The following is a 17,630-nucleotide window of genomic DNA, read 5'->3' on the forward strand; positions in this document are numbered from 1 at the left end:
AGCGCTTTTCTACATAGTTCTGCACTTCACAAGACAACTCTGTTCTTTTTCCTATCGAATCATCGACAGCCAATACAAAAGCCGTCCCAGCTGAAACAAAATCAGACTCATCCCGTACGGCAAAAGCACCATGATCGCGATCGACTTCAGCATCAGTTTCGTTCCATACTCCTGGCGCAGTGCATTGAGCGTCATGATGCAGGGAATCGAAAACAGGCAGTAAACAAGAAAACTATAAGCCCGCAGTTTCCCCAATGGATCGTCAAACAGCTTGCCGATCTCGCTGATGAATCCGGCATCCTGCCCTTCCTGACTGAAATCAGCCAGATGCACCACGCTGTTTTTTACAGCCTCCCCCAGTCCCAGTACGAGATTTTTTGACTCCTGGGCGAAATCCAGCGGTGCCTCGGCCTTGTCCCGCAGCACTGAAGCCAGAAAACCAACGACCGTTTCCTTGGCGGCAATGGAGCCGGGCAGACTGGCCACCAGCGGCCACTGCGTGCCAAAGCCCAGGGGCTGGTAGATCACAGAGGCCGCTTTGCCAAACTGGGCGGCATAGGAGGTCGTAATTTCACCGCTTGGAAAATAAGTCAGACCCCACAGCACTGTCATGGCCAGCATCACGACCGTCATCGCCTTGCGAGTATAATTTTTGACTTCCTGCCTGACCTTGTTGAACACCACTTTTAAAGAAGGACGGCGGTAAACCGGCAGCTCCAGCACCATCCACGGCTGCCGACGCTGCTCTGGTAAAGACAAAATCAGGGATAACACCAGTGCACTGACCAGACTCAGGCCATACAGCGTAAACACGATCACCCCGCCCTGACCAGGAAAAAACGCGGCTGCAAACAACAGATAGATCGGCAGCCGTGCGCCGCAGCTGATTAGCGGGACGACCAGCGCCGTGCGCCGGCGGCTGCTTTCTTCTTCAATGACACGGGTAGCCATAACGGCCGGAACATTGCAGCCTAAACCTAAAAGCAAGGAAACAAACGCCTTGCCGCTGCAGCCAAACGGCCGCATCAGCCGATCCATCAGGAAAGCGATCCGCGCCATATAGCCGCTTTCTTCCAGCAGCCCGAGAAAGAAATAGAGAAAGGCCATGAGCGGCAGAAAGCTGAGCACGCTGCCGATCCCCGCCAAGAGTCCATCGCACACCAGCGAGCGCAGCCATGCCGGCACTCCACCTAACAAAAGCTGACAACCATGCTGCATCCAGAGCGTCAGCTGGTTCAGCCAGCCGACATACGGCGAGCTTCCGTTATAGATCAGCATCAGCATCGCAAAACTCATCGCCAATAACAGCGGCAGCCCCCAAATCCGGTGCAGCAGCACGGCATCAATCCGCCGGGTTTTTAACAGCCGGCGCTGCGGATCCTGACGGACATGACTCATCAGGCTGTCAATCGCCTGATACAGCGCCTGATGCATCGCCTGCGGTTGAGCCTCGCACAGCTGCATGTAGGCTTGCTTCTGCAACGCAAGCGAGGAAGCAAACGGCTGAGCCAGCTGCAGCGCGTTGACCTGTCTGACCCACGCCTCTTCCAACGGTTGGGTTAACAACGGCCGATATCCTGAAAACGGTTCTTTCAGCATGGCTAAGATCGTTTCCTTCACCTGTCCCACAGCCTGCTTATCAAACGCGCTGACGCACAGGATCGGACAGGCCAGACGGCGACTCAGCTTGAGTGCGTCGATCTCAATCCCATTTTTCAGCACTTCATCGTAAAAGTTAAAAATCAGAATCATCGGAATCTGAAGCATTCTTAATTTCAAGGTCAGACGCAGCGCCCGCTGTAAATGCGTCGCATCCAAAACGTTGATCAGACAGTCGACCGGCTGCGATTCCAGAAAATCCTGCGTGATCTGTTCCTCATTGTTGGTTTTCTGCAAATCATAAATTCCCGGCAGATCAATCAGCGTCAGTGTTTCCGATCCCCATTGAACCTGAGCCTGTTTGCGCTCGACCGTGACGCCCGGCCAGTTGCCAACCTCAAACCCGGCATCGGACAGTGCGTTGATCCAGGCTGTTTTCCCGGCATTGGGATTGCCAACAAATGCAGCGGTCTTCATGGGTCGGTGATCAAAGCGACTTCAATCTGCGCAGCATCGGGACGGCGCAGAGCGATCAGACTGCCGCCGACACTGTACTCGATCGGATCCAGCAGCGGCGCTGTCCGGACGCATTCAATTTCTTCCCCAACCCGCAAACCAAGTGCTTCTAAGCGGATCACTATCGCCTGTGGCAAAGTCATTGAAGTGATCAAGGCCCGCCTGCCTGGCGTTAATTGTGTTAGTTTCATCGCTTGCTCTCCTTTCTTTATTAGACTATGCTTGCAAAAAGCCCTTCCTTCCGCGCAAATTTCGACATTCCCCAGCTGGTATAACGGACAGATTGTGGTATAATCAAAAAGGTTCATTTTGAAGAATAGGAGAGAAGTGTTATGAGATTAAGTCAAAGTTTCTTTGCGACTCTGCGGGAGAACGTAAAGGATGAAGATTCCGTCAGCGGTAATCTGCTGGTTCGTGCGGGCATGATCAAAAAAAGCTCGGCAGGAGTCTATATGTACCTTCCCCTTGGGTATAAAGTACTGAAGAAAATTGAAAACATCGTTCGGGAAGAAATGGAACGGGCAGGAAGTCAGGAGCTCTTGATGCCGGCGCTGATTCCGGAAGAAGTGTATGTCGCCTCCGGGCGGCGGGACAACTTTGGATCCAGCATGTTTTCGCTCAAGGACCGCTTCAACAAAAGCTATGTTCTCGGCCCAACCCATGAAGAACTGTTTGCGGTGGCCGCAGGCATGAAAATTCGTTCGTATAAAGACATGCCGTTCAATTTATATCAGTTTCAGACCAAGTTCCGCGATGAAGCCCGTCCGCGCTACGGTTTGATCCGGGTGCGTGAATTCATCATGAAGGATGCTTATTCCTTTGATAAGGATGAAGCGGGAATGGACGTCGCGTATCAGAAAATGTTTGACGGGTACAAACGGGCGTTTGACCGGATGCACATGGATTACAAAATTGTCCGCGCGGATACCGGCGTTATGGGCGGCTTATTGTCCGAGGAATTTCAGGCGGTAACGGAAATCGGTGAAGATGTTCTGGTGCTGTGTGATCAATGCAGCTTTGCCTCCAATTTGGAAGTGGCTTCCTGCAAAGACGAGGGTCTTGACAGTGATGAAGCGCACTTGCCGAAAGAATTAGTGGAAACGCCGAACGCCCGGACGATTGAAGAAGTGACGGAATTTCTGCAGCAGGATGCCCAGCGGTTCGTCAAGACCTTGATTTACAATATTGACGGCAAACCAGTGGCGGTCATGGTCCGCGGGGATCGGGAAGTCAATGAAACCAAGGTATTGAAATTGGTCGGCGGTTTGGAAATCGCTCTGGCTGAGCCGGAAATGGTCATGCAGGCAACGGAAGCCAAGGTAGGATTTGCCGGCCCGATCGGTCTGCATTGTCCGTTAGTGATGGATGTTGAGGTTTCACACATGGCTAACTTCATCACCGGTGCCAACAAGACGGGTTATCACTATATCCATGTGAATCAGGAAGACTTCAAAGCGGATTATACCGCGGATGTCCGGCAGATCATGGAAGGCGATACCTGCCCGGTTTGCGGCGGCAAGATCGTATTTAAAAAAGGCATTGAGATCGGCAATACTTTCAAGTTGGGAACGAAATATGCTCAGGCGATGAATTTGGAATATCTGGATCAGGAAAACAAGCTGAATCCGGTCTGGATGGGATCGTATGGCATCGGCATCGGCCGCTGTATGGCAGCGCTGGCGGAACAGCACAGTGATGAACACGGCTTATGCTGGCCGATCAACATTGCCCCATATCCAGTAGCGATTGTCATCATCTCCAAAAAGGATGAACAGCAGGTGGCCGCGGCTGAACAATTGTACGCCCAGCTGCAGGCGGCCGGAGTTGAGGTCATGCTCGATGATCGTGACGAACGTCCAGGCGTCAAGTTTAAGGACATGGATCTGATCGGAACCCCGATCCGGCTGACTGTCGGCAAGAAAATCGGTGAAGGCCTCGTCGAGATGAAGCTGCGCACAGCAGAAAAAGCAAGTGATGTCAAAGTCGACGAAGTTGTCAGCCAGGTTCTCGACCTGATCCATTGCAGTCAAACCCGATAAAACGCAAAAAGAGTGACCCTGAAATAGAATCAGGAATCACTCTTTTTTATTTGAATTGTATGGGGTTCAATCACAATCGGCACAGACGGCAGCTTCCAGGTTAACAGGCTGAGCATATTGGCTCTTCCATAGTGATTATCCGTATGCAGAACGATCTGCTTCAGATCAACAGCCTGAGGTTGTTGAACAAGCCACAGACAAAAGTCATAGCCGGTTTGCGGTGTGCCAAGGTCATAATCCAAGGACACAAGATCATAAGTGTTTTCCGAAAAGAACTGCTGGGCCTGCGATACGGTTTTCGCGATGGTGAACGTGCAGTTTTTCAGTGAAGAGGCATACTGCGGCAGACGCAGATCATCCAAATACAGACATCGTTGTTTTGCCATTTTTCCCCTCTTCTTTCACCGTTCACCAGACAATCTTACAAAACTGTGAGAATTTTGTCACGCCGATCCATGGTAGAATCATGAGGATCGGCATAGAATAAAGTCAAAGGAGGAACATCATCCATGAAAACATTCCTGGAAGTCATTACCGCGCTTTTCAGCAGTCTTCTGTTCTTCCGCCGGAAGACCTCGTTCCGTATCGGTCAGGTTCCAAAGCGAAGCCAGTTGTGATTTACGATCCGCGATAAACCAGAACGCTTTGATCTTTGTGATCGAAGCGTTTTTCGATTTGAAAATGCAGGCTGTCCAATAACTTCTGGCATGCCTTATTTTCCATTGCCACATATGCCTGCAAAGTTGAAACATGCAGCTGATCGTGCACATACACCTTGGCCCAGCTTAACAATTCCCGGCCATAACCGCAATGCCAGAACGGCTCATCTAAAAACAGCGTCACATCCCGCACAGACTCACAGTTGCTTTGCTTTAAAGCCAGAACCCCAACGACCTGCAAGGTTTGCTTTGATCTCACAAGCCAGGCCTGGTTGATTCCTGAAGTCAGCTGTAAGATCAGATCGACCGCTTCTTGATAGGACTTCAGCGTATCAAACCGCATAAACTTTGCAACCTCGTCCTTGCCCGCGATGTTCAGCACATCTTGCGCATCTTTGACGGTCAGCGGTCTCAATTCCAGTCTTTCACAGTAACAGCTTGTGATTTTTTCAATGCGATAGACGTTGATCGTCTCCACATCCGGACAGCAGAACACGGCACGATTTTCTGGATTTCCGGGGATCTGTCCTCCATAACGCAGGATATCGACATACGGAAAGGCGACATGCATCGCCATCGGGCACAGCTGTCCCCGTTCATTATCAAAATCGTAGCAGTCCCCAATCCGATGTCCTCGATGACACCCCATTGGGCCTTTGCGGTCGATCAGCGTGATGATAATCTCGGCCCGCGAGCTCATGCCTTGGCCGCCTGACTTTCAGCAATTGCCGCTTCCACCCGCAGACCGCGAAACAGATCTGCGTTATTTTGATTTGCCTGAATCAGTTGCTCGACCTCATGCATCGCTTTCTGACAGGCCTGTTCCAATGTTTTCTGATGCAAGAGCTCCCCAGCCAGCACCGCTGAGAACACATCTCCGGTGCCGGGGATCCGCACATCAATCAGCTCAAACGGCAGATCAAAGCTGGCCCCCTGATGATCCCGGCCGCAGACATAATGTCCGCCGTCTTCCTTCAAAACAACGCTGGTCATCACGGCAGCACCGCACCCCAGTTTCAAGAGTTCATCCAGCAGCTGTTCCTTTTGCGCCTGCGTTACTTCCAAACCCCAATCCGGATGTCCGCACAACAGAGCCGCTTCGGTCAGATTGGGTACGATGAAGTCCGCACAAGAGGCAAGCTGTCGGCGGAGTTCAACGGCCGCCGGGTCGACACCGGGATACAGATGCCCTTCATCGCCTAAAATCGGATCGACAATTTTTATCGCTTCCATCTGGCTGGCAAACAACCGCTTGATTAGATCCACCTGCTTTTCAGAAACCAAAAAGCCTGTGCAGATGCAGTCAAAGTGAAAGCCAAGAGCCTGCCAAGCATCCAGTGTCTTTGCCATGAAGTCGGTCGTATCGTGAATATCAAAAATACCGTAATCCAGCGTATTGGAGACCAGGGCTGTCGGCAGATTATGTACGATATGTCCCTGTGCTGACAACAACGGAATCATCACAGGCAAAGCCACCTTGCCTACACCGCATAAATCATTGACTAGTAAGATTTCTTTTTCCATTCTCTTTCCCCTTCCGTATTTTTCTTATTCTATCCTATCTTGGAATTCGCCTGGGGTCAATTCATTTTCTGTGATCAGCGTCAGCTGAGACGGCAAATCCGGCAGTGCCTTTTGAATAAACCGCGGGAACAAATTGATTTCCTGAATCTGGGAAAAAGGAATCCACTCAAAAGTATGCGTCCGTTTTCCTTCTTCAACTGAAAAGGACTGATCTTGGATCAACTGTTCTGAATTGTTCGGATCCACTAGAAAATACAGGCAGAGTTCATGGAATTTTTCCTGGCTGGATGATTCCATGAAAAAGCTTTGACAAAGCCACAGTGGCCGGAGAATCTCAGCTTCTATTTTCAATTCCTCTTTCAGCTCCCGCTGCAGCGCGGCTTCCGCCGTTTCTTGAAATTGAATCCGCCCGCCTGGCAGATAGGCATACGGCATTGCCTCATCACGCATAATCAATAGTGATTCTTGATGAATCATCACTGCGCACACCCGGATATTGAAGCGGCCTAAGTCAGTTCTAAATGTCAGATCCATATCACTCTCTCCCTTAGATTCACAGCAATATTATACCATGTTTAGCAGCACAAACGTCTATTACTATCACCTGGAAAAAAACGATGTCCAATGTTAAAAAGCAATGATTTTCTAACTTCAATCTAAAAAACTTATGTTTCTGTTTGTCGATATCGCTTTGAATGGGTATTTTTATATAATTCGTTTTATCCGCTTGATTTTCTAAGTGATCCATTGTAGCTTTATCTTCTTTCAGATTAAAACGAAATGCAAACTGTTCATAAAACTTTTTCTTGTTTCGTTAATATAAGCATTTTGATTAAAAACTTCCTTTTTAATTGTTATTTTTCCCTCTTTCGCATATAATAGAGATGGGAAGGGAATGGCTTAAAATAAGCCGATTTCCCTTAAGAATGTCAGAACTATTCCGGTCAAGGTGATAATTGCAGTTATCAACTTAACCACTTCAATCGCTAAGGATATATATTCTTTACGATTGGGAATAGTTCTTTTTTTCTTGCCCTTGGTTTTTCCCATCTCTTCACTTCCTTTCCTCGGGCAACTCAAGTTTAACATGGGCAAGTCTATAACTCAATATTGTTTTAACTCATCTGAACTTAAAAATAGGATATAATCCTGCTGCCTAAACCTTAACTTCCAGAAATTGAATCCCTAGAATAGAAAACAAGGATCGACAAACTTTGAGGTTTCCCTCAACAGAAACTGATTCGTCTGACCCTTGCTTATTTTTCATCCTATTTCATTTTTTCTGACTGGACAACCTAACGCACGACATCCAGCGGACATCCGTCAATATTCTCCATGGTAATCCCATAGATCTTCATTATCGTCGGCGCTTCATCAACAAGCTTGGCGCCGCTGATCTGCGTGCCCATTTTGATATCCGGACCGCTTAAGATAAACGGCGGTTTATCACCTTTGGTCGGCAGATGTCCATGGGTGGCCACGGAAAATTTATAGTCGGAGTTATCGACGGATTCAATGAGTTCCCCCTTCAGATTTTTACCGAAGGAAACGGTAGTTGCGGCTTCGATGACAAACTGGAAATTCCCCTGCATATGCCACTGAGCCAAGGCTTCCTCGGCTGTCCAGATCTTTTCAATTTCCTGCGGATACTGCTGCTGAATTTCCGCCAGAATGGAAGCTGCGGTTTGTAAATCCATTCCCGGACCGACATGAATGTGGGCGGAGAAAGCACACGATTGGGCGTAAAGCCGCCAGCCTGTGATTTTCCCCTGATCATCGACGTCGATCAGTCCCCGATCATAAAACAGCTTGTTCAGATTAAACAAATGTGAAACATTGATCTGCCCGTGATCACCGAGAATGACGATATTGGTCTTGTCCAGTAAGTTCTGACTCTTCAGGGCTGTGATCAGCGTTCCGATTTTCGTATCGACAAACCGCAGTGCTTTGTTGACTTTTTCAGCCTTTACGCCGTTTTGATGGCGCTGATGATCCACGTAGGAAAAATGAATGAACATCAAATCCGGCTGGAACATTTCGATGATCTGAGCCCCGCAGTGTTCGGCATAGTTGTCAAATTCCGGTGTCAGCATCCATTTCAGGCGGTGCTTGTTGCGTTCAAAGATTTCCTTCACCGCCGGACTGTTGGCCTGCGTGCAGATTTCAGTCGGATCATCATGGATCGTCGGTGCCCAGATTTCCGCGATATTGTAATCCGCCGGTGCCCCTGCCATGACTGGCCAGGTTACAGTGGCCGTGCTTAAGCCCGCAGCTTTGGCATAGTCCAGCATCGTCTTGACCTGAATATCGCTGTACCACCAATTCCACTGCGGTTTTGGAACATTCACCTGCAGATGCTCGTTATGCACGATCTGATGCTTGTCCGGATAACAGCCAGTCATGATTGAAACATGGCAGGGATAGGTCAGCGTCGGATAGATGCATTCGATATCACGAACCTGCGCGGCGCCTTTAACAATCGGTCCCAGATTCGGCAGCGTTTCCATGAATGGAATATCGTCGCTGATCAAGGCGTCAATTGAAATTACCAGTGTCTTTTTATTCATCCGTTCCCTCCTGTTTTTCCGCCATCATCGCCCGCAGCTGCTGCTTCCACGTATTCTCTTCCACCTGCACCTCTGGAATTACCTTGCTGGCTTCATCGAGAAAATGCAGATATCCCCGCCCCATCGCACGGCCTTTTTCCGTATGCATATCATAGACAAAATCCGGCAGCTCAATGCATTGCGGATCGTTTTCCAGCTTTCGCTTGATCAGACTTTTCAGATTGCAGGAATCGCGGTTTTTATCGCACAGGCATAAATAACGGACAGCGTGCACCGTAAACATCCAGCGATCCGATTCGCCATATTCAAAATCCTTGCGGAAATGATCGAGGCTGTCAATCACCGGCGCGGCCTGCGGCTGACCCATGCCGATATCCTCGACACAGATGGCTTTTAACCGCTTCCATACAAAGTCCTCCAGGGCTTCGCTGCTGAGGCAGCATTCCATCGCCACAGTCGCCGCCGCTTCCGTTTCAGCCCGGCGAATCAATTTCTGCATAGCCGAGATCAGCTCCTCTGCTGCATATCCATGTTTGGTTTTTAATCCTTTCAGATTCATGGCTTCCGCCTCCTTTCATCAAAGAAAAGGGAAGAGAAGTCTTTTTCGCTCCCCTTCCCGATTGTGGTTATTTTAAGCTGTTCAGGCAAGCTTCAATCGCTGCTGCCGGATCTTTGAAGTTCACCAGAACTTCATCCATCATCGTCTTCACTGCTTCATAGACAGCGCTGGATGTGTAATCATCCGTCGAGAACGCTGGCAGGAAGAAATACGCATCCGACTGCGCTGGACCGGAAATCTTTGTATCGTTGGTTCCCGCCTCGACAAACGCTTTATACTCAGCATCATCGACAACACTCTGACGAATCGGCAGATAACCGGTGTTCAGCGTCATCGGCAGATTGGATTCCTTGCTGGACATGAATTTGATAAATTCATAAGCCGCATAGCTCTGTTCTGCATTGCCGGACTGATTTAAAGCAGCCAAGACATAGCCGTTGGAAATGACCTGCTTGTTGGCGGCATCCGCCTGCGGAATCGCGGCAGAAGCCCATACAACCTGCTCCGGATCCGCAATCTTGCTGGAAATATACTGGCTTTCAACTGTTCTGCCGATATACATCGGAACAATACCGTTGGCAAACGGACCGGAGAAGAACATATCTTCACCCGCTAAACGGAAGTTGCCGTTCTGAATGTTTTCCTGCATGTAGGTCAGCGCTTTTACAGCAGCTTCGCTGTTGAACAACAGTTCGCCTTCCACATTGGTATAATCGCCGCCAAACTGCTTGGTCAGCGTGATAAACATATCCGCTGGATAGTCTGTTCCAAATGCCGGTTTGCCCGTGATCGCCTGAATCTTCGCCGACGTTTCAGCCAGTTCATCCCAGGTCGTTGGGACCGTCAATCCGTTGTCGTCAAAGAACTTCTGGTTGTAGTACAGCACTTCCGTATACATTGTAAATGGCAGAGAATAGGTTCCCTTTACTGAATAATTCGCACCGAAAGTTCTGAAGGATTCATAGATATCCTGATAATCACTCATGCCTACAGCCGCGTCGCTGATATACGGCGCCAGATCCACGACTGCCTCGGAGGCCAGCAGATCTTCAACGTAGGTCTGTTGAGACAGAATGACAGCCGGGGCATTCTTCGCTTTGACAGCACCGACAACCTTGTTGTTGACTTCCGCGCTGGAGCCCTGGTTGATCGCCGTAACGGTAATGCCTTTTTCTTTGCCGACCGTGCTGTTGAATTCCTCAACGCGCTGGTTGACGATCTCCTCCTGGATGTTGGTGCAGTTGTGCCAGAATTCGATGCTGATCGGATTAGTAATCTCTGTGACGAGCGCGGTCGGTTCCTGACCGCCGTTTTCCGGTTCATCGGTCTTGCCGTTGTTGGACGAGCAAGCGCCTAAACCGAGAATCATCATCAGAGAAAGAATGCTGATTAAGCCTTTTTTCATAGTTTCTTTCCTCTCTTTACTTTTTATATCAAAGGGACAGCGTCAAGCTACCCTTTAATACCTCCGCGGGCTACGCCGTTGATAATCTGTTTTCTGAAAATCAGATAGAAGACAACCATCGGCAGAATAACAACGCAGGCGCCGGCCATCTGCAGGTTGACAAACGACGAAGCGTCATTGTTGAAGTACATCAAGCCGGTAGTCAGCACCCGCTTGCTTGGACTGTTAGTGACCATCAACGGCCACAGGAAGGAATTCCAGGTCGTGATGAAATGCAGAATCGAGATCGTGGCAATCGCATTCTTGCTCATCGGCACCATCACCTTCCACAGATAGCGCCAATCGCTGCAGCCGTCAATCTTTGCCGCCTTGTATAAGATCGGCGGCACCTGCATGAAATATTCCCTCAGCATGTAAATATAGAAGCCGCTGGCCAGCGTTGGAATAATGATGCCCTGGTAAGTATCCAGCCAGCCTAAATGCGAAACGGTCACATAATTCTGAATAATCAGCAGCTCTGTCGGCACCATCATCGTTGACAGAAACAGCCAGAACCAAAACTTTTTGCCTTTAAACTCCAGCACCGAAAAGGCAAAGGAGGCCAGCACCGTGACCACAACCGCCAGCAGCGTGGAAATCGTGGCAATGACGACGGTATTGATAAAATACTGGCCAAACGGCGCCGTGTCAAACACGGTCTTAAAATTGACTGCCATCCATTCCTTCGGGAACCAGATCGGCGGAATCCGAATCGATTCATCCAGTGTTTTAAACGCGGTTAAGATCATCCAGATGAAAGGGAACAGCATCGTAATAGCCCCAGCGATCAAAAAGGTGTATTTCAGCACCTTGGCGATCAAGGCCGGCAGCTTGTTTTTCTTTTTCATTACGCTTCCCCTTTCTAGTTATAATGAATAAATCGCTTGGAGACCTTGTTCTGGATCATCGTTACGACAGTGATAATGATGAACAGGATAATTGCGGCAGCCGAGGCGTAATGCACCTGATTGCGGTTATAGAACATATCGTAGATGTAGTAAACCACGGTGATCGCGCTGTTGGCTGGGCCTGCCTGTCCGGAAAACAAGGAGAAAATCTCATTGTACAGCTTAAAGGCATAAATGACCGAAACCATGATGACCATCCACAGTGTAGGTGACAGCAGCGGCAGCGTGACATGAAAGAATGTCCGCAGCTTACTTGCCCCATCGATTCTTGCGGCTTGGTAATATTGTTCGTCGATCTTCTGAAGACCGGCCAGAAACAGCACGATCTTAAACGCCAGACCGCTCCAGATATAAAAGATCGTCACCGCCCAAATTGCCAGTTTCGGATCCGACAGCCATTTCATCGCCGGGATGCCAAACAGTGTCAAAAAGTAATTGATATAGCCGTATTCCGAATGGAACAGCCAGCGGAAGACAATACCGATCGCAATGATCGAGGTCACATACGGCAGAAAGTAGACCGTCTGAAAGACACCCTTAAATTTCACTTTGGAGTTGATCAATACCGCGATCACCAATGCGATGATCAACGATATCGGCAAACCCACACCAAAGATGATCAGCGTATTTTTTAACGCCAGCTGAAACGACGGATCCAGCAATACATGTTCAAAAGCTTTGAAGCCGAATCCCTTGCCAACCTCTGTCAAATAATTGTATTTCGTATAGAAACCCATCCGAAAGACCTTAATCAGCGGATACAGCACAAAGACAAGCATCACCAGAATAGCCGGCGACAAATACAAATAAGCTTTATAACGCTCATAAAACTGTTTGAATTTCGAGCGTTTTCGCACTGACGGAACCTTACTCATAGTTAAATTCCTTATTCAGCCGCTTTCCGGTTTCCTTGTCAAACAGATAGATACGCTGACCTTTGATCGCCAAAGAAAGCGGAGCTCCGGCCTGAACAAGATGCACACTGTCAATCAAAGCATGCACCGGCGTATCATTCAGCTTGAAGGTAATCAGCTGATCCCGGCCGCGGATTTCCACGGATTCCACCAGGACTGTCATTTCCTTGCCCAGCGTAAAGGATTCCGGCCGAATGCCTGCCAGAACAGGACCGCTGATGTCTTCCTGAACAGCATACTGCGTTTCATTGAATACAATTTTTCCGCCTTCAGCATTCACTTCCACAAAATTCATCGGTGGATTTCCCAAGAATCCGGCCACAAACTGATTGACCGGTTCCAGATACATCCGCTGCGGGAAACATTGCTGCTGAATCACACCTTTTTTCATCAGCACGATTTCATCAGTGATGCTCATGGCCTCTTCCTGATCATGCGTAACAAAGATCGTCGTAACTCCAGTTTCTTTTTGAATCCGGCGAATTTCTTCCCGCATTTCCAAGCGCAGCCGGGCATCCAAATTGGACAGCGGTTCATCCAGCAGTAAGACTTTCGGCTGTTTGACCAAAGCCCGCGCAATCGCTACGCGCTGCTGCTGACCGCCGGAAAGTTGGGATGGTTTACGTTTAAGCAGATCATCGACCTTTACCAGCTTCGCCATTTCCATGCACCGCGCCAAAGCTTCCTCTTTTTTAACTTTGGCATTGACCAATGGAAACATGATATTCTGTTGCACCGTCATGTGCGGATAAAGTGCATAGTTCTGAAAAACCAAGCCAATCCCGCGCTCCTCTGCGGGAACATCAGTAACATCTTCCCCATCAAAGTAAATCTTTCCGGATGTCGGTTGCTCCAACCCTGAAATCATATACAGAGTTGTCGATTTCCCGCAGCCGGATGGTCCTAACAGCCCGGTTAAGGCTCCGTCTTTAATCGTTAAATTGACATGATCAACCGCAACGGTCTGACCAAAATCTTTTACCAGATCGACTAATTGGACTTGCATGTTTCCCCTCCTGAATTAATCTAATTTTATTGTTTACATCATGAACATTATAAAGCATTTTATCGGATGCGTAAAGAAATCAGAAAAGCTTTCCCTGTTAAATTTTGATAAATAAAGTAAAAAAATCCTGGCTCGCTTTTAAACAAACCAGGACTTGTTTCTATTTTAAATTGTTGACAACGGCTTCAACGATGGCATCGCTGTCCATTTTGTATTTATGCAGCAGTTCTGCCGGTTTTCCGCTTTCACCATAAACATCCCGCTGTCCTACACGAACAAGCTTGCGCGGACATTGTTCGCTCAGAACTTCCGCAACCGCACTGCCTAAGCCCCCGATAATGCTGTGCTCTTCACAGGTTACGATCAGCTTCGCTTTTTCCGCATAGTGAACGATCGTTTCAGCATCAATTGGCTTAATCGTATGAATATTGATCAAAGTCGGTGTAATGCCCTGAGCTTTCAGGCTCTCGCAGGCTTTCATGGCTTCCTGGACTTCCAGGCCAGTCGCCAGAATGACAACATCCTGTCCTTCCTGCAATACGTCCGCTTTCCCAATTTCAAAATGATAGTTTTCATCATGAATCACTTCCACGGCACTGCGGCCTAACCGCACAAAGCATGGCCCCTCAACCGCTGCCACGGCTTTAACAGCCGCTTCTGCTTCTACAGCATCGCAAGGACAGATGACCTTCATGCCCGGAATACCGCGCATTAAGGCAATATCTTCAAACGTCTGATGCGACGCGCCGTCTTCGCCAACTGAAATTCCCGCGTGTGAAGCACAAATCTTCACATTCAGCTGCGGATAACCGATGCTGTTGCGGATTTGTTCATAAGCCCGGCCGACTGCAAACATCGCAAAGCTGCTGGCAAATACCGTGTTGCCGCAAGCCGCTAAACCTGCTGCGACTGACATCATATTGCCTTCCGCAATACCCATGTTGCAATGACGCTCTGGCGCAACTTTCTTAGCCATGCCGGATTTCGTCGATCCGCTGAGATCGGCATCGAGCACGACGATATTTTCATTTTCACTGACCAGCTCCGCCAGTGCTTTTCCATAAGCTTCCCGAGTTGCAATCTTAGCCATTGATCTGATCCTCCAATTCCTTAATCGCAGCTTCTGCCTCTTCTGGCTTTGGCGCTACACCATGCCAGTTTGCTTTGTTTTCCATAAAGGAAACACCTTTGCCTTTTACTGTATGAGCCAAGATTAAGGTCGGTTTGCCCTTGCATTCTCTGGCTGCGGCATAAGCGGCTTCAAGCTGATCGTAGTCATGTCCGTCGACTTCGATGACATTCCAGCCAAAAGCTTTAAATTTTGTATCAAAAGGAGTTGGATTCATGACATCGGTAATCTTACCGTCAATCTGTAATCCGTTGAAGTCCAAAATCGCAACAAGATTGTCTAATTTGTAGTGGGCTGCAGCCATTGCTGCTTCCCAGATCTGGCCTTCTTCACTTTCGCCATCTCCCACCAAGGCATAAACACGGAAATCCTGATGATGGATTTTATAGGATAACGCCATACCGACCGCACAAGACAAACCTTGTCCCAACGATCCCGTTGACATGTCCACTCCTTTGATGCTCATGTTCGGATGTCCCTGGATCTCAGAATCGATCTTTCTAAAGGTCATCAGATCGTCCTGTGAAATAAACCCTTTTTCCTTTAAAACAGAATAGAGAACCGGAGAAGCATGTCCTTTGGACAAAACAAATTTATCGCGGCAGACATCGTTGACATTTTCCTCGTTAATCTTCATTTCATTAAAATACAGAGAAACCAGAATTTCTACTGCCGACAAGGATCCGCCTGGATGGCCCGACTGTGCTGCACAGGTCATGCGAATAATATTTTTACGCACTTCCGCAGCAATCTTCTTCATTTCAGTTTGATTCATTTCCTTCACTCCTTTTAGCCTTCCCTATTCTATCATTATTGGTACGGATTGTAAAAAAGAAAACATGAAATTTTCACAAAATAAATAAATCACAGAGTGATAACAAGATTGCCTTTCCGAATACCACGCTATTCTTGTGAGTACTACCATCCTATGATAAACTATAAATACATCAAATATGAAACAAGCTAGTAGCTATTGTAGCTCTAGAAACACCAGAAAGGAGCTTATTCTCCATGAAAAATGTGAATATCCCTATTTGTACTTCTAATTTTGCCGAAATCCGACAAAAAGATTATTACTATATTGATAAAACAGGTCTCATCGAAGAATTATTACGAACACCAAGCACAAAAGTTACCTTAATAACCCGACCTAGACGTTTCGGGAAAACGCTTGGCATGAGCATGATGGCTGAGTTTTTTGATATCAAAAAAGATAGCAGTTCGTTATTTGAAGGATTGTCAATTTACAAAAATAAAGAACTATGCCAAACATGGATGAATCAGTATCCTACCCTTTTTGTTACGTTACGTGAAATCGATGGTCTGGACTATAATAAAGCTTTTAGTAGACTCACTTCGATTATCTCCGAGTTATACAATCAATATTATTACCTCATAGAGAGTAATAAATTCACAATTCATGAAAAAGCAGCCTTTGATCGTATCGCCGGAATGAATGCCTCGTCAGACGAGATTGAAAGCGGCCTCGCAAGGTTAACCAAAATGATGTCTGTTTATTACGACAAACCGGTTATCCTTCTTATTGATGAATACGATGTTCCCTTGGCAAAAGCAAGTGCGAAAGGATATTATTCCGAGATGTTAGATACTGTGCGTAGGATGATGTCCTTACTTAAAGACAATCCTGCCCTACAATTCGCCATCATAACAGGATGTCTGCAGATCGTCAAAGAGAGCATTTTCACCGGAACTAATAATTTTGTGACCGACACAATCTCTGACTCACGGCTTGATGAATATTTTGGATTTACGCAGATGGATGTAGACAAGATCTTGATGGATACTGAGCTTACCTGTCATGGTGATGAAATTAAAGCTTGGTATGACGGATATCACTTCGGCGAACATGATGTCTATTGTCCATGGGATGTGATGAACCATGTTAAAAATCTTTTACTGAATCCAGATACACCCCCAGCCAGCTATTGGGAACACACTAGCCACAATGATATTATTTATCAGTTTATCAGTACCACGGAAGCGGATATCAATGAGAAATTTGAAAGACTTCTTAATGGAGGCTCAATCATTGAACAGATTGAGCCCAACCTTACCTACGACATCCTTCATTCATCAGAAAGAAACATTTGGACTTTACTGTACTATACCGGTTATTTAACGAAAATGCGTCAGGAAGATATTCCAGAAACTTTAGATTCAGAGTACTGTGCTTTGACCATACCCAACTCTGAAATTCGCCGCTTATTTAAGAAAAGCGTTGACGAATGGTTTCTGGCAAAAACAGAAGCCAGCGATCGATCAGAACTATTCGATGCATTATGGAATGGCGATGTCGCTCGGCTGCAAGAATATATCAACAATACACTTTTTGATAAAATTAGTTATCATGACTATCAAGAAAACTTCTACCATGCATTTCTAGCTGGTCAGCTCTCACGGAAAGGATATGTCGTGAATTCCAATCGTGAAGAAGGACTTGGACGATCCGACATCACCGTTAAGGATCGAAAGAACCGCCGAGCCATTGTCATTGAAACCAAGGTTACCGATTCAGAAGGAAAGCTTGAATCAGCCTGTAACACCGCACTCCAGCAGATTGTAGAAAAACAATATGCCCTCGCTATAAAAAAAGCGGGATATCAACAAGTCCTCTCCTTCGGCATTGCCTTTTATCAAAAGCAATGTTTTGTTAAAGTTGCATGAGTTTGTATATAATCGTCTAACAAAATAACCCCTACAATAACATTTAAGGTAATGTTATTGCAGGGGTTATAATTAAATCCC

Annotated in this window: 17 protein-coding genes; 2 read left to right on the plus strand and 15 right to left on the minus strand. The window is 47.4% G+C overall.

Annotated features, from left to right (window positions below):
* Positions 1 to 51: 51 nt before the first annotated feature.
* Positions 52 to 2,076, minus strand: coding sequence for a ferrous iron transport protein B (gene feoB / locus MCG46_RS09615; protein WP_240279711.1), 2,025 nt, complete (start codon positions 2,074 to 2,076; stop codon positions 52 to 54).
* A complete protein-coding gene (locus MCG46_RS09620; protein WP_240279713.1) occupies positions 2,073 to 2,306 on the minus strand; it encodes a FeoA family protein in 234 nt (77 codons plus the stop codon). The genes feoB and MCG46_RS09620 overlap by 4 nt, the downstream gene beginning before the upstream one ends.
* Positions 2,307 to 2,447: 141 nt before the next feature.
* On the opposite strand from MCG46_RS09620, the gene MCG46_RS09625 reads away from it, so the two are divergent.
* Positions 2,448 to 4,154, plus strand: a complete 1,707-nt coding sequence (locus MCG46_RS09625) for a proline--tRNA ligase (RefSeq protein WP_240279715.1) — start codon at positions 2,448 to 2,450, stop codon at positions 4,152 to 4,154.
* Positions 4,155 to 4,183: 29 nt separating this feature from the next.
* On the opposite strand, the gene MCG46_RS09630 is transcribed toward MCG46_RS09625, so the two are convergent.
* The 13 genes from MCG46_RS09630 to MCG46_RS09690 form a co-directional block, all read right to left on the minus strand.
* Complete coding sequence (locus MCG46_RS09630) at positions 4,184 to 4,540, minus strand: cyclic-phosphate processing receiver domain-containing protein (protein WP_240279718.1); 357 nt, start codon at positions 4,538 to 4,540, stop codon at positions 4,184 to 4,186.
* Positions 4,541 to 4,772: 232 nt separating this feature from the next.
* Positions 4,773 to 5,513 (minus strand): TIGR04076 family protein, encoded by a 741-nt coding sequence (locus MCG46_RS09635; protein WP_240279719.1) that lies wholly within the window; start codon positions 5,511 to 5,513, stop codon positions 4,773 to 4,775.
* Complete coding sequence (locus MCG46_RS09640; RefSeq protein ID WP_240279722.1) at positions 5,510 to 6,337, minus strand: PfkB family carbohydrate kinase; 828 nt, start codon at positions 6,335 to 6,337, stop codon at positions 5,510 to 5,512. The genes MCG46_RS09635 and MCG46_RS09640 overlap by 4 nt, the downstream gene beginning before the upstream one ends.
* Before the next feature lie 24 nt (positions 6,338 to 6,361).
* Entirely contained in the window at positions 6,362 to 6,871 is a 510-nt protein-coding gene (locus MCG46_RS09645) for an NUDIX hydrolase (RefSeq protein WP_240279724.1), read from the minus strand.
* 366 nt (positions 6,872 to 7,237) lie between these two features.
* Positions 7,238 to 7,387 (minus strand): hypothetical protein, encoded by a 150-nt coding sequence (locus MCG46_RS09650; protein ID WP_240279726.1) that lies wholly within the window; start codon positions 7,385 to 7,387, stop codon positions 7,238 to 7,240.
* 245 nt (positions 7,388 to 7,632) lie between these two features.
* A complete protein-coding gene (locus MCG46_RS09655; protein ID WP_240279729.1) occupies positions 7,633 to 8,904 on the minus strand; it encodes an alkaline phosphatase family protein in 1,272 nt (423 codons plus the stop codon).
* Positions 8,897 to 9,463 carry a hypothetical protein gene (locus MCG46_RS09660; RefSeq protein WP_240279731.1) on the minus strand — a complete coding sequence of 189 codons (567 nt, stop codon included), beginning with the start codon at positions 9,461 to 9,463 and terminating at the stop codon, positions 8,897 to 8,899. The genes MCG46_RS09655 and MCG46_RS09660 overlap by 8 nt, the downstream gene beginning before the upstream one ends.
* A gap of 67 nt (positions 9,464 to 9,530) precedes the next feature.
* The gene (locus MCG46_RS09665; RefSeq protein ID WP_240279741.1) at positions 9,531 to 10,868 is read right to left on the minus strand and encodes an extracellular solute-binding protein; all 1,338 of its coding nucleotides are present in this window, start codon (positions 10,866 to 10,868) and stop codon (positions 9,531 to 9,533) included.
* A 47-nt stretch (positions 10,869 to 10,915) separates the two neighbouring features.
* Positions 10,916 to 11,755 (minus strand): carbohydrate ABC transporter permease, encoded by an 840-nt coding sequence (locus MCG46_RS09670; protein WP_240279743.1) that lies wholly within the window; start codon positions 11,753 to 11,755, stop codon positions 10,916 to 10,918.
* A gap of 14 nt (positions 11,756 to 11,769) precedes the next feature.
* Entirely contained in the window at positions 11,770 to 12,690 is a 921-nt protein-coding gene (locus tag MCG46_RS09675) for a carbohydrate ABC transporter permease (RefSeq protein ID WP_240279744.1), read from the minus strand.
* Complete coding sequence (locus MCG46_RS09680) at positions 12,683 to 13,735, minus strand: ABC transporter ATP-binding protein (RefSeq protein ID WP_240279746.1); 1,053 nt, start codon at positions 13,733 to 13,735, stop codon at positions 12,683 to 12,685. The genes MCG46_RS09675 and MCG46_RS09680 overlap by 8 nt, the downstream gene beginning before the upstream one ends.
* Positions 13,736 to 13,895: 160 nt before the next feature.
* Positions 13,896 to 14,825 (minus strand): transketolase family protein, encoded by a 930-nt coding sequence (locus MCG46_RS09685; protein WP_240279748.1) that lies wholly within the window; start codon positions 14,823 to 14,825, stop codon positions 13,896 to 13,898.
* Entirely contained in the window at positions 14,818 to 15,639 is an 822-nt protein-coding gene (locus tag MCG46_RS09690) for a transketolase (protein WP_240279750.1), read from the minus strand. Before MCG46_RS09690 ends, MCG46_RS09685 begins: the two co-directional genes overlap by 8 nt.
* Before the next feature lie 236 nt (positions 15,640 to 15,875).
* Between MCG46_RS09690 and MCG46_RS09695 the strand changes: the two genes are divergently transcribed.
* On the plus strand, positions 15,876 to 17,549 hold the full coding sequence (locus MCG46_RS09695; RefSeq protein ID WP_240279752.1) for an AAA family ATPase: 1,674 nt from the start codon (positions 15,876 to 15,878) through the stop codon (positions 17,547 to 17,549).
* The last annotated feature ends 81 nt before the right edge of the window (positions 17,550 to 17,630 follow it).

Origin of the sequence: Holdemania massiliensis, from assembly GCF_022440805.1 — a bacterium.
Taxonomy (GTDB): domain Bacteria; phylum Bacillota_I; class Bacilli_A; order Erysipelotrichales; family Erysipelotrichaceae; genus Holdemania; species Holdemania massiliensis_A.

What these genes read in the sequence shown, in the direction of transcription:
- feoB (WP_240279711.1), bottom strand. Translation starts at nt 2,076, where the DNA reads ATGAAGACCGCTGCATTTGTTGGCAATCCCAATGCCGGGAAAACAGCC.
- MCG46_RS09620 (WP_240279713.1), bottom strand. Translation starts at nt 2,306, where the DNA reads ATGAAACTAACACAATTAACGCCAGGCAGGCGGGCCTTGATCACTTCA.
- MCG46_RS09625 (WP_240279715.1), top strand. Translation starts at nt 2,448, where the DNA reads ATGAGATTAAGTCAAAGTTTCTTTGCGACTCTGCGGGAGAACGTAAAG.
- MCG46_RS09630 (WP_240279718.1), bottom strand. Translation starts at nt 4,540, where the DNA reads ATGGCAAAACAACGATGTCTGTATTTGGATGATCTGCGTCTGCCGCAG.
- MCG46_RS09635 (WP_240279719.1), bottom strand. Translation starts at nt 5,513, where the DNA reads ATGAGCTCGCGGGCCGAGATTATCATCACGCTGATCGACCGCAAAGGC.
- MCG46_RS09640 (WP_240279722.1), bottom strand. Translation starts at nt 6,337, where the DNA reads ATGGAAAAAGAAATCTTACTAGTCAATGATTTATGCGGTGTAGGCAAG.
- MCG46_RS09645 (WP_240279724.1), bottom strand. Translation starts at nt 6,871, where the DNA reads ATGGATCTGACATTTAGAACTGACTTAGGCCGCTTCAATATCCGGGTG.
- MCG46_RS09650 (WP_240279726.1), bottom strand. Translation starts at nt 7,387, where the DNA reads ATGGGAAAAACCAAGGGCAAGAAAAAAAGAACTATTCCCAATCGTAAA.
- MCG46_RS09655 (WP_240279729.1), bottom strand. Translation starts at nt 8,904, where the DNA reads ATGAATAAAAAGACACTGGTAATTTCAATTGACGCCTTGATCAGCGAC.
- MCG46_RS09660 (WP_240279731.1), bottom strand. Translation starts at nt 9,463, where the DNA reads ATGAATCTGAAAGGATTAAAAACCAAACATGGATATGCAGCAGAGGAG.
- MCG46_RS09665 (WP_240279741.1), bottom strand. Translation starts at nt 10,868, where the DNA reads ATGAAAAAAGGCTTAATCAGCATTCTTTCTCTGATGATGATTCTCGGT.
- MCG46_RS09670 (WP_240279743.1), bottom strand. Translation starts at nt 11,755, where the DNA reads ATGAAAAAGAAAAACAAGCTGCCGGCCTTGATCGCCAAGGTGCTGAAA.
- MCG46_RS09675 (WP_240279744.1), bottom strand. Translation starts at nt 12,690, where the DNA reads ATGAGTAAGGTTCCGTCAGTGCGAAAACGCTCGAAATTCAAACAGTTT.
- MCG46_RS09680 (WP_240279746.1), bottom strand. Translation starts at nt 13,735, where the DNA reads ATGCAAGTCCAATTAGTCGATCTGGTAAAAGATTTTGGTCAGACCGTT.
- MCG46_RS09685 (WP_240279748.1), bottom strand. Translation starts at nt 14,825, where the DNA reads ATGGCTAAGATTGCAACTCGGGAAGCTTATGGAAAAGCACTGGCGGAG.
- MCG46_RS09690 (WP_240279750.1), bottom strand. Translation starts at nt 15,639, where the DNA reads ATGAATCAAACTGAAATGAAGAAGATTGCTGCGGAAGTGCGTAAAAAT.
- MCG46_RS09695 (WP_240279752.1), top strand. Translation starts at nt 15,876, where the DNA reads ATGAAAAATGTGAATATCCCTATTTGTACTTCTAATTTTGCCGAAATC.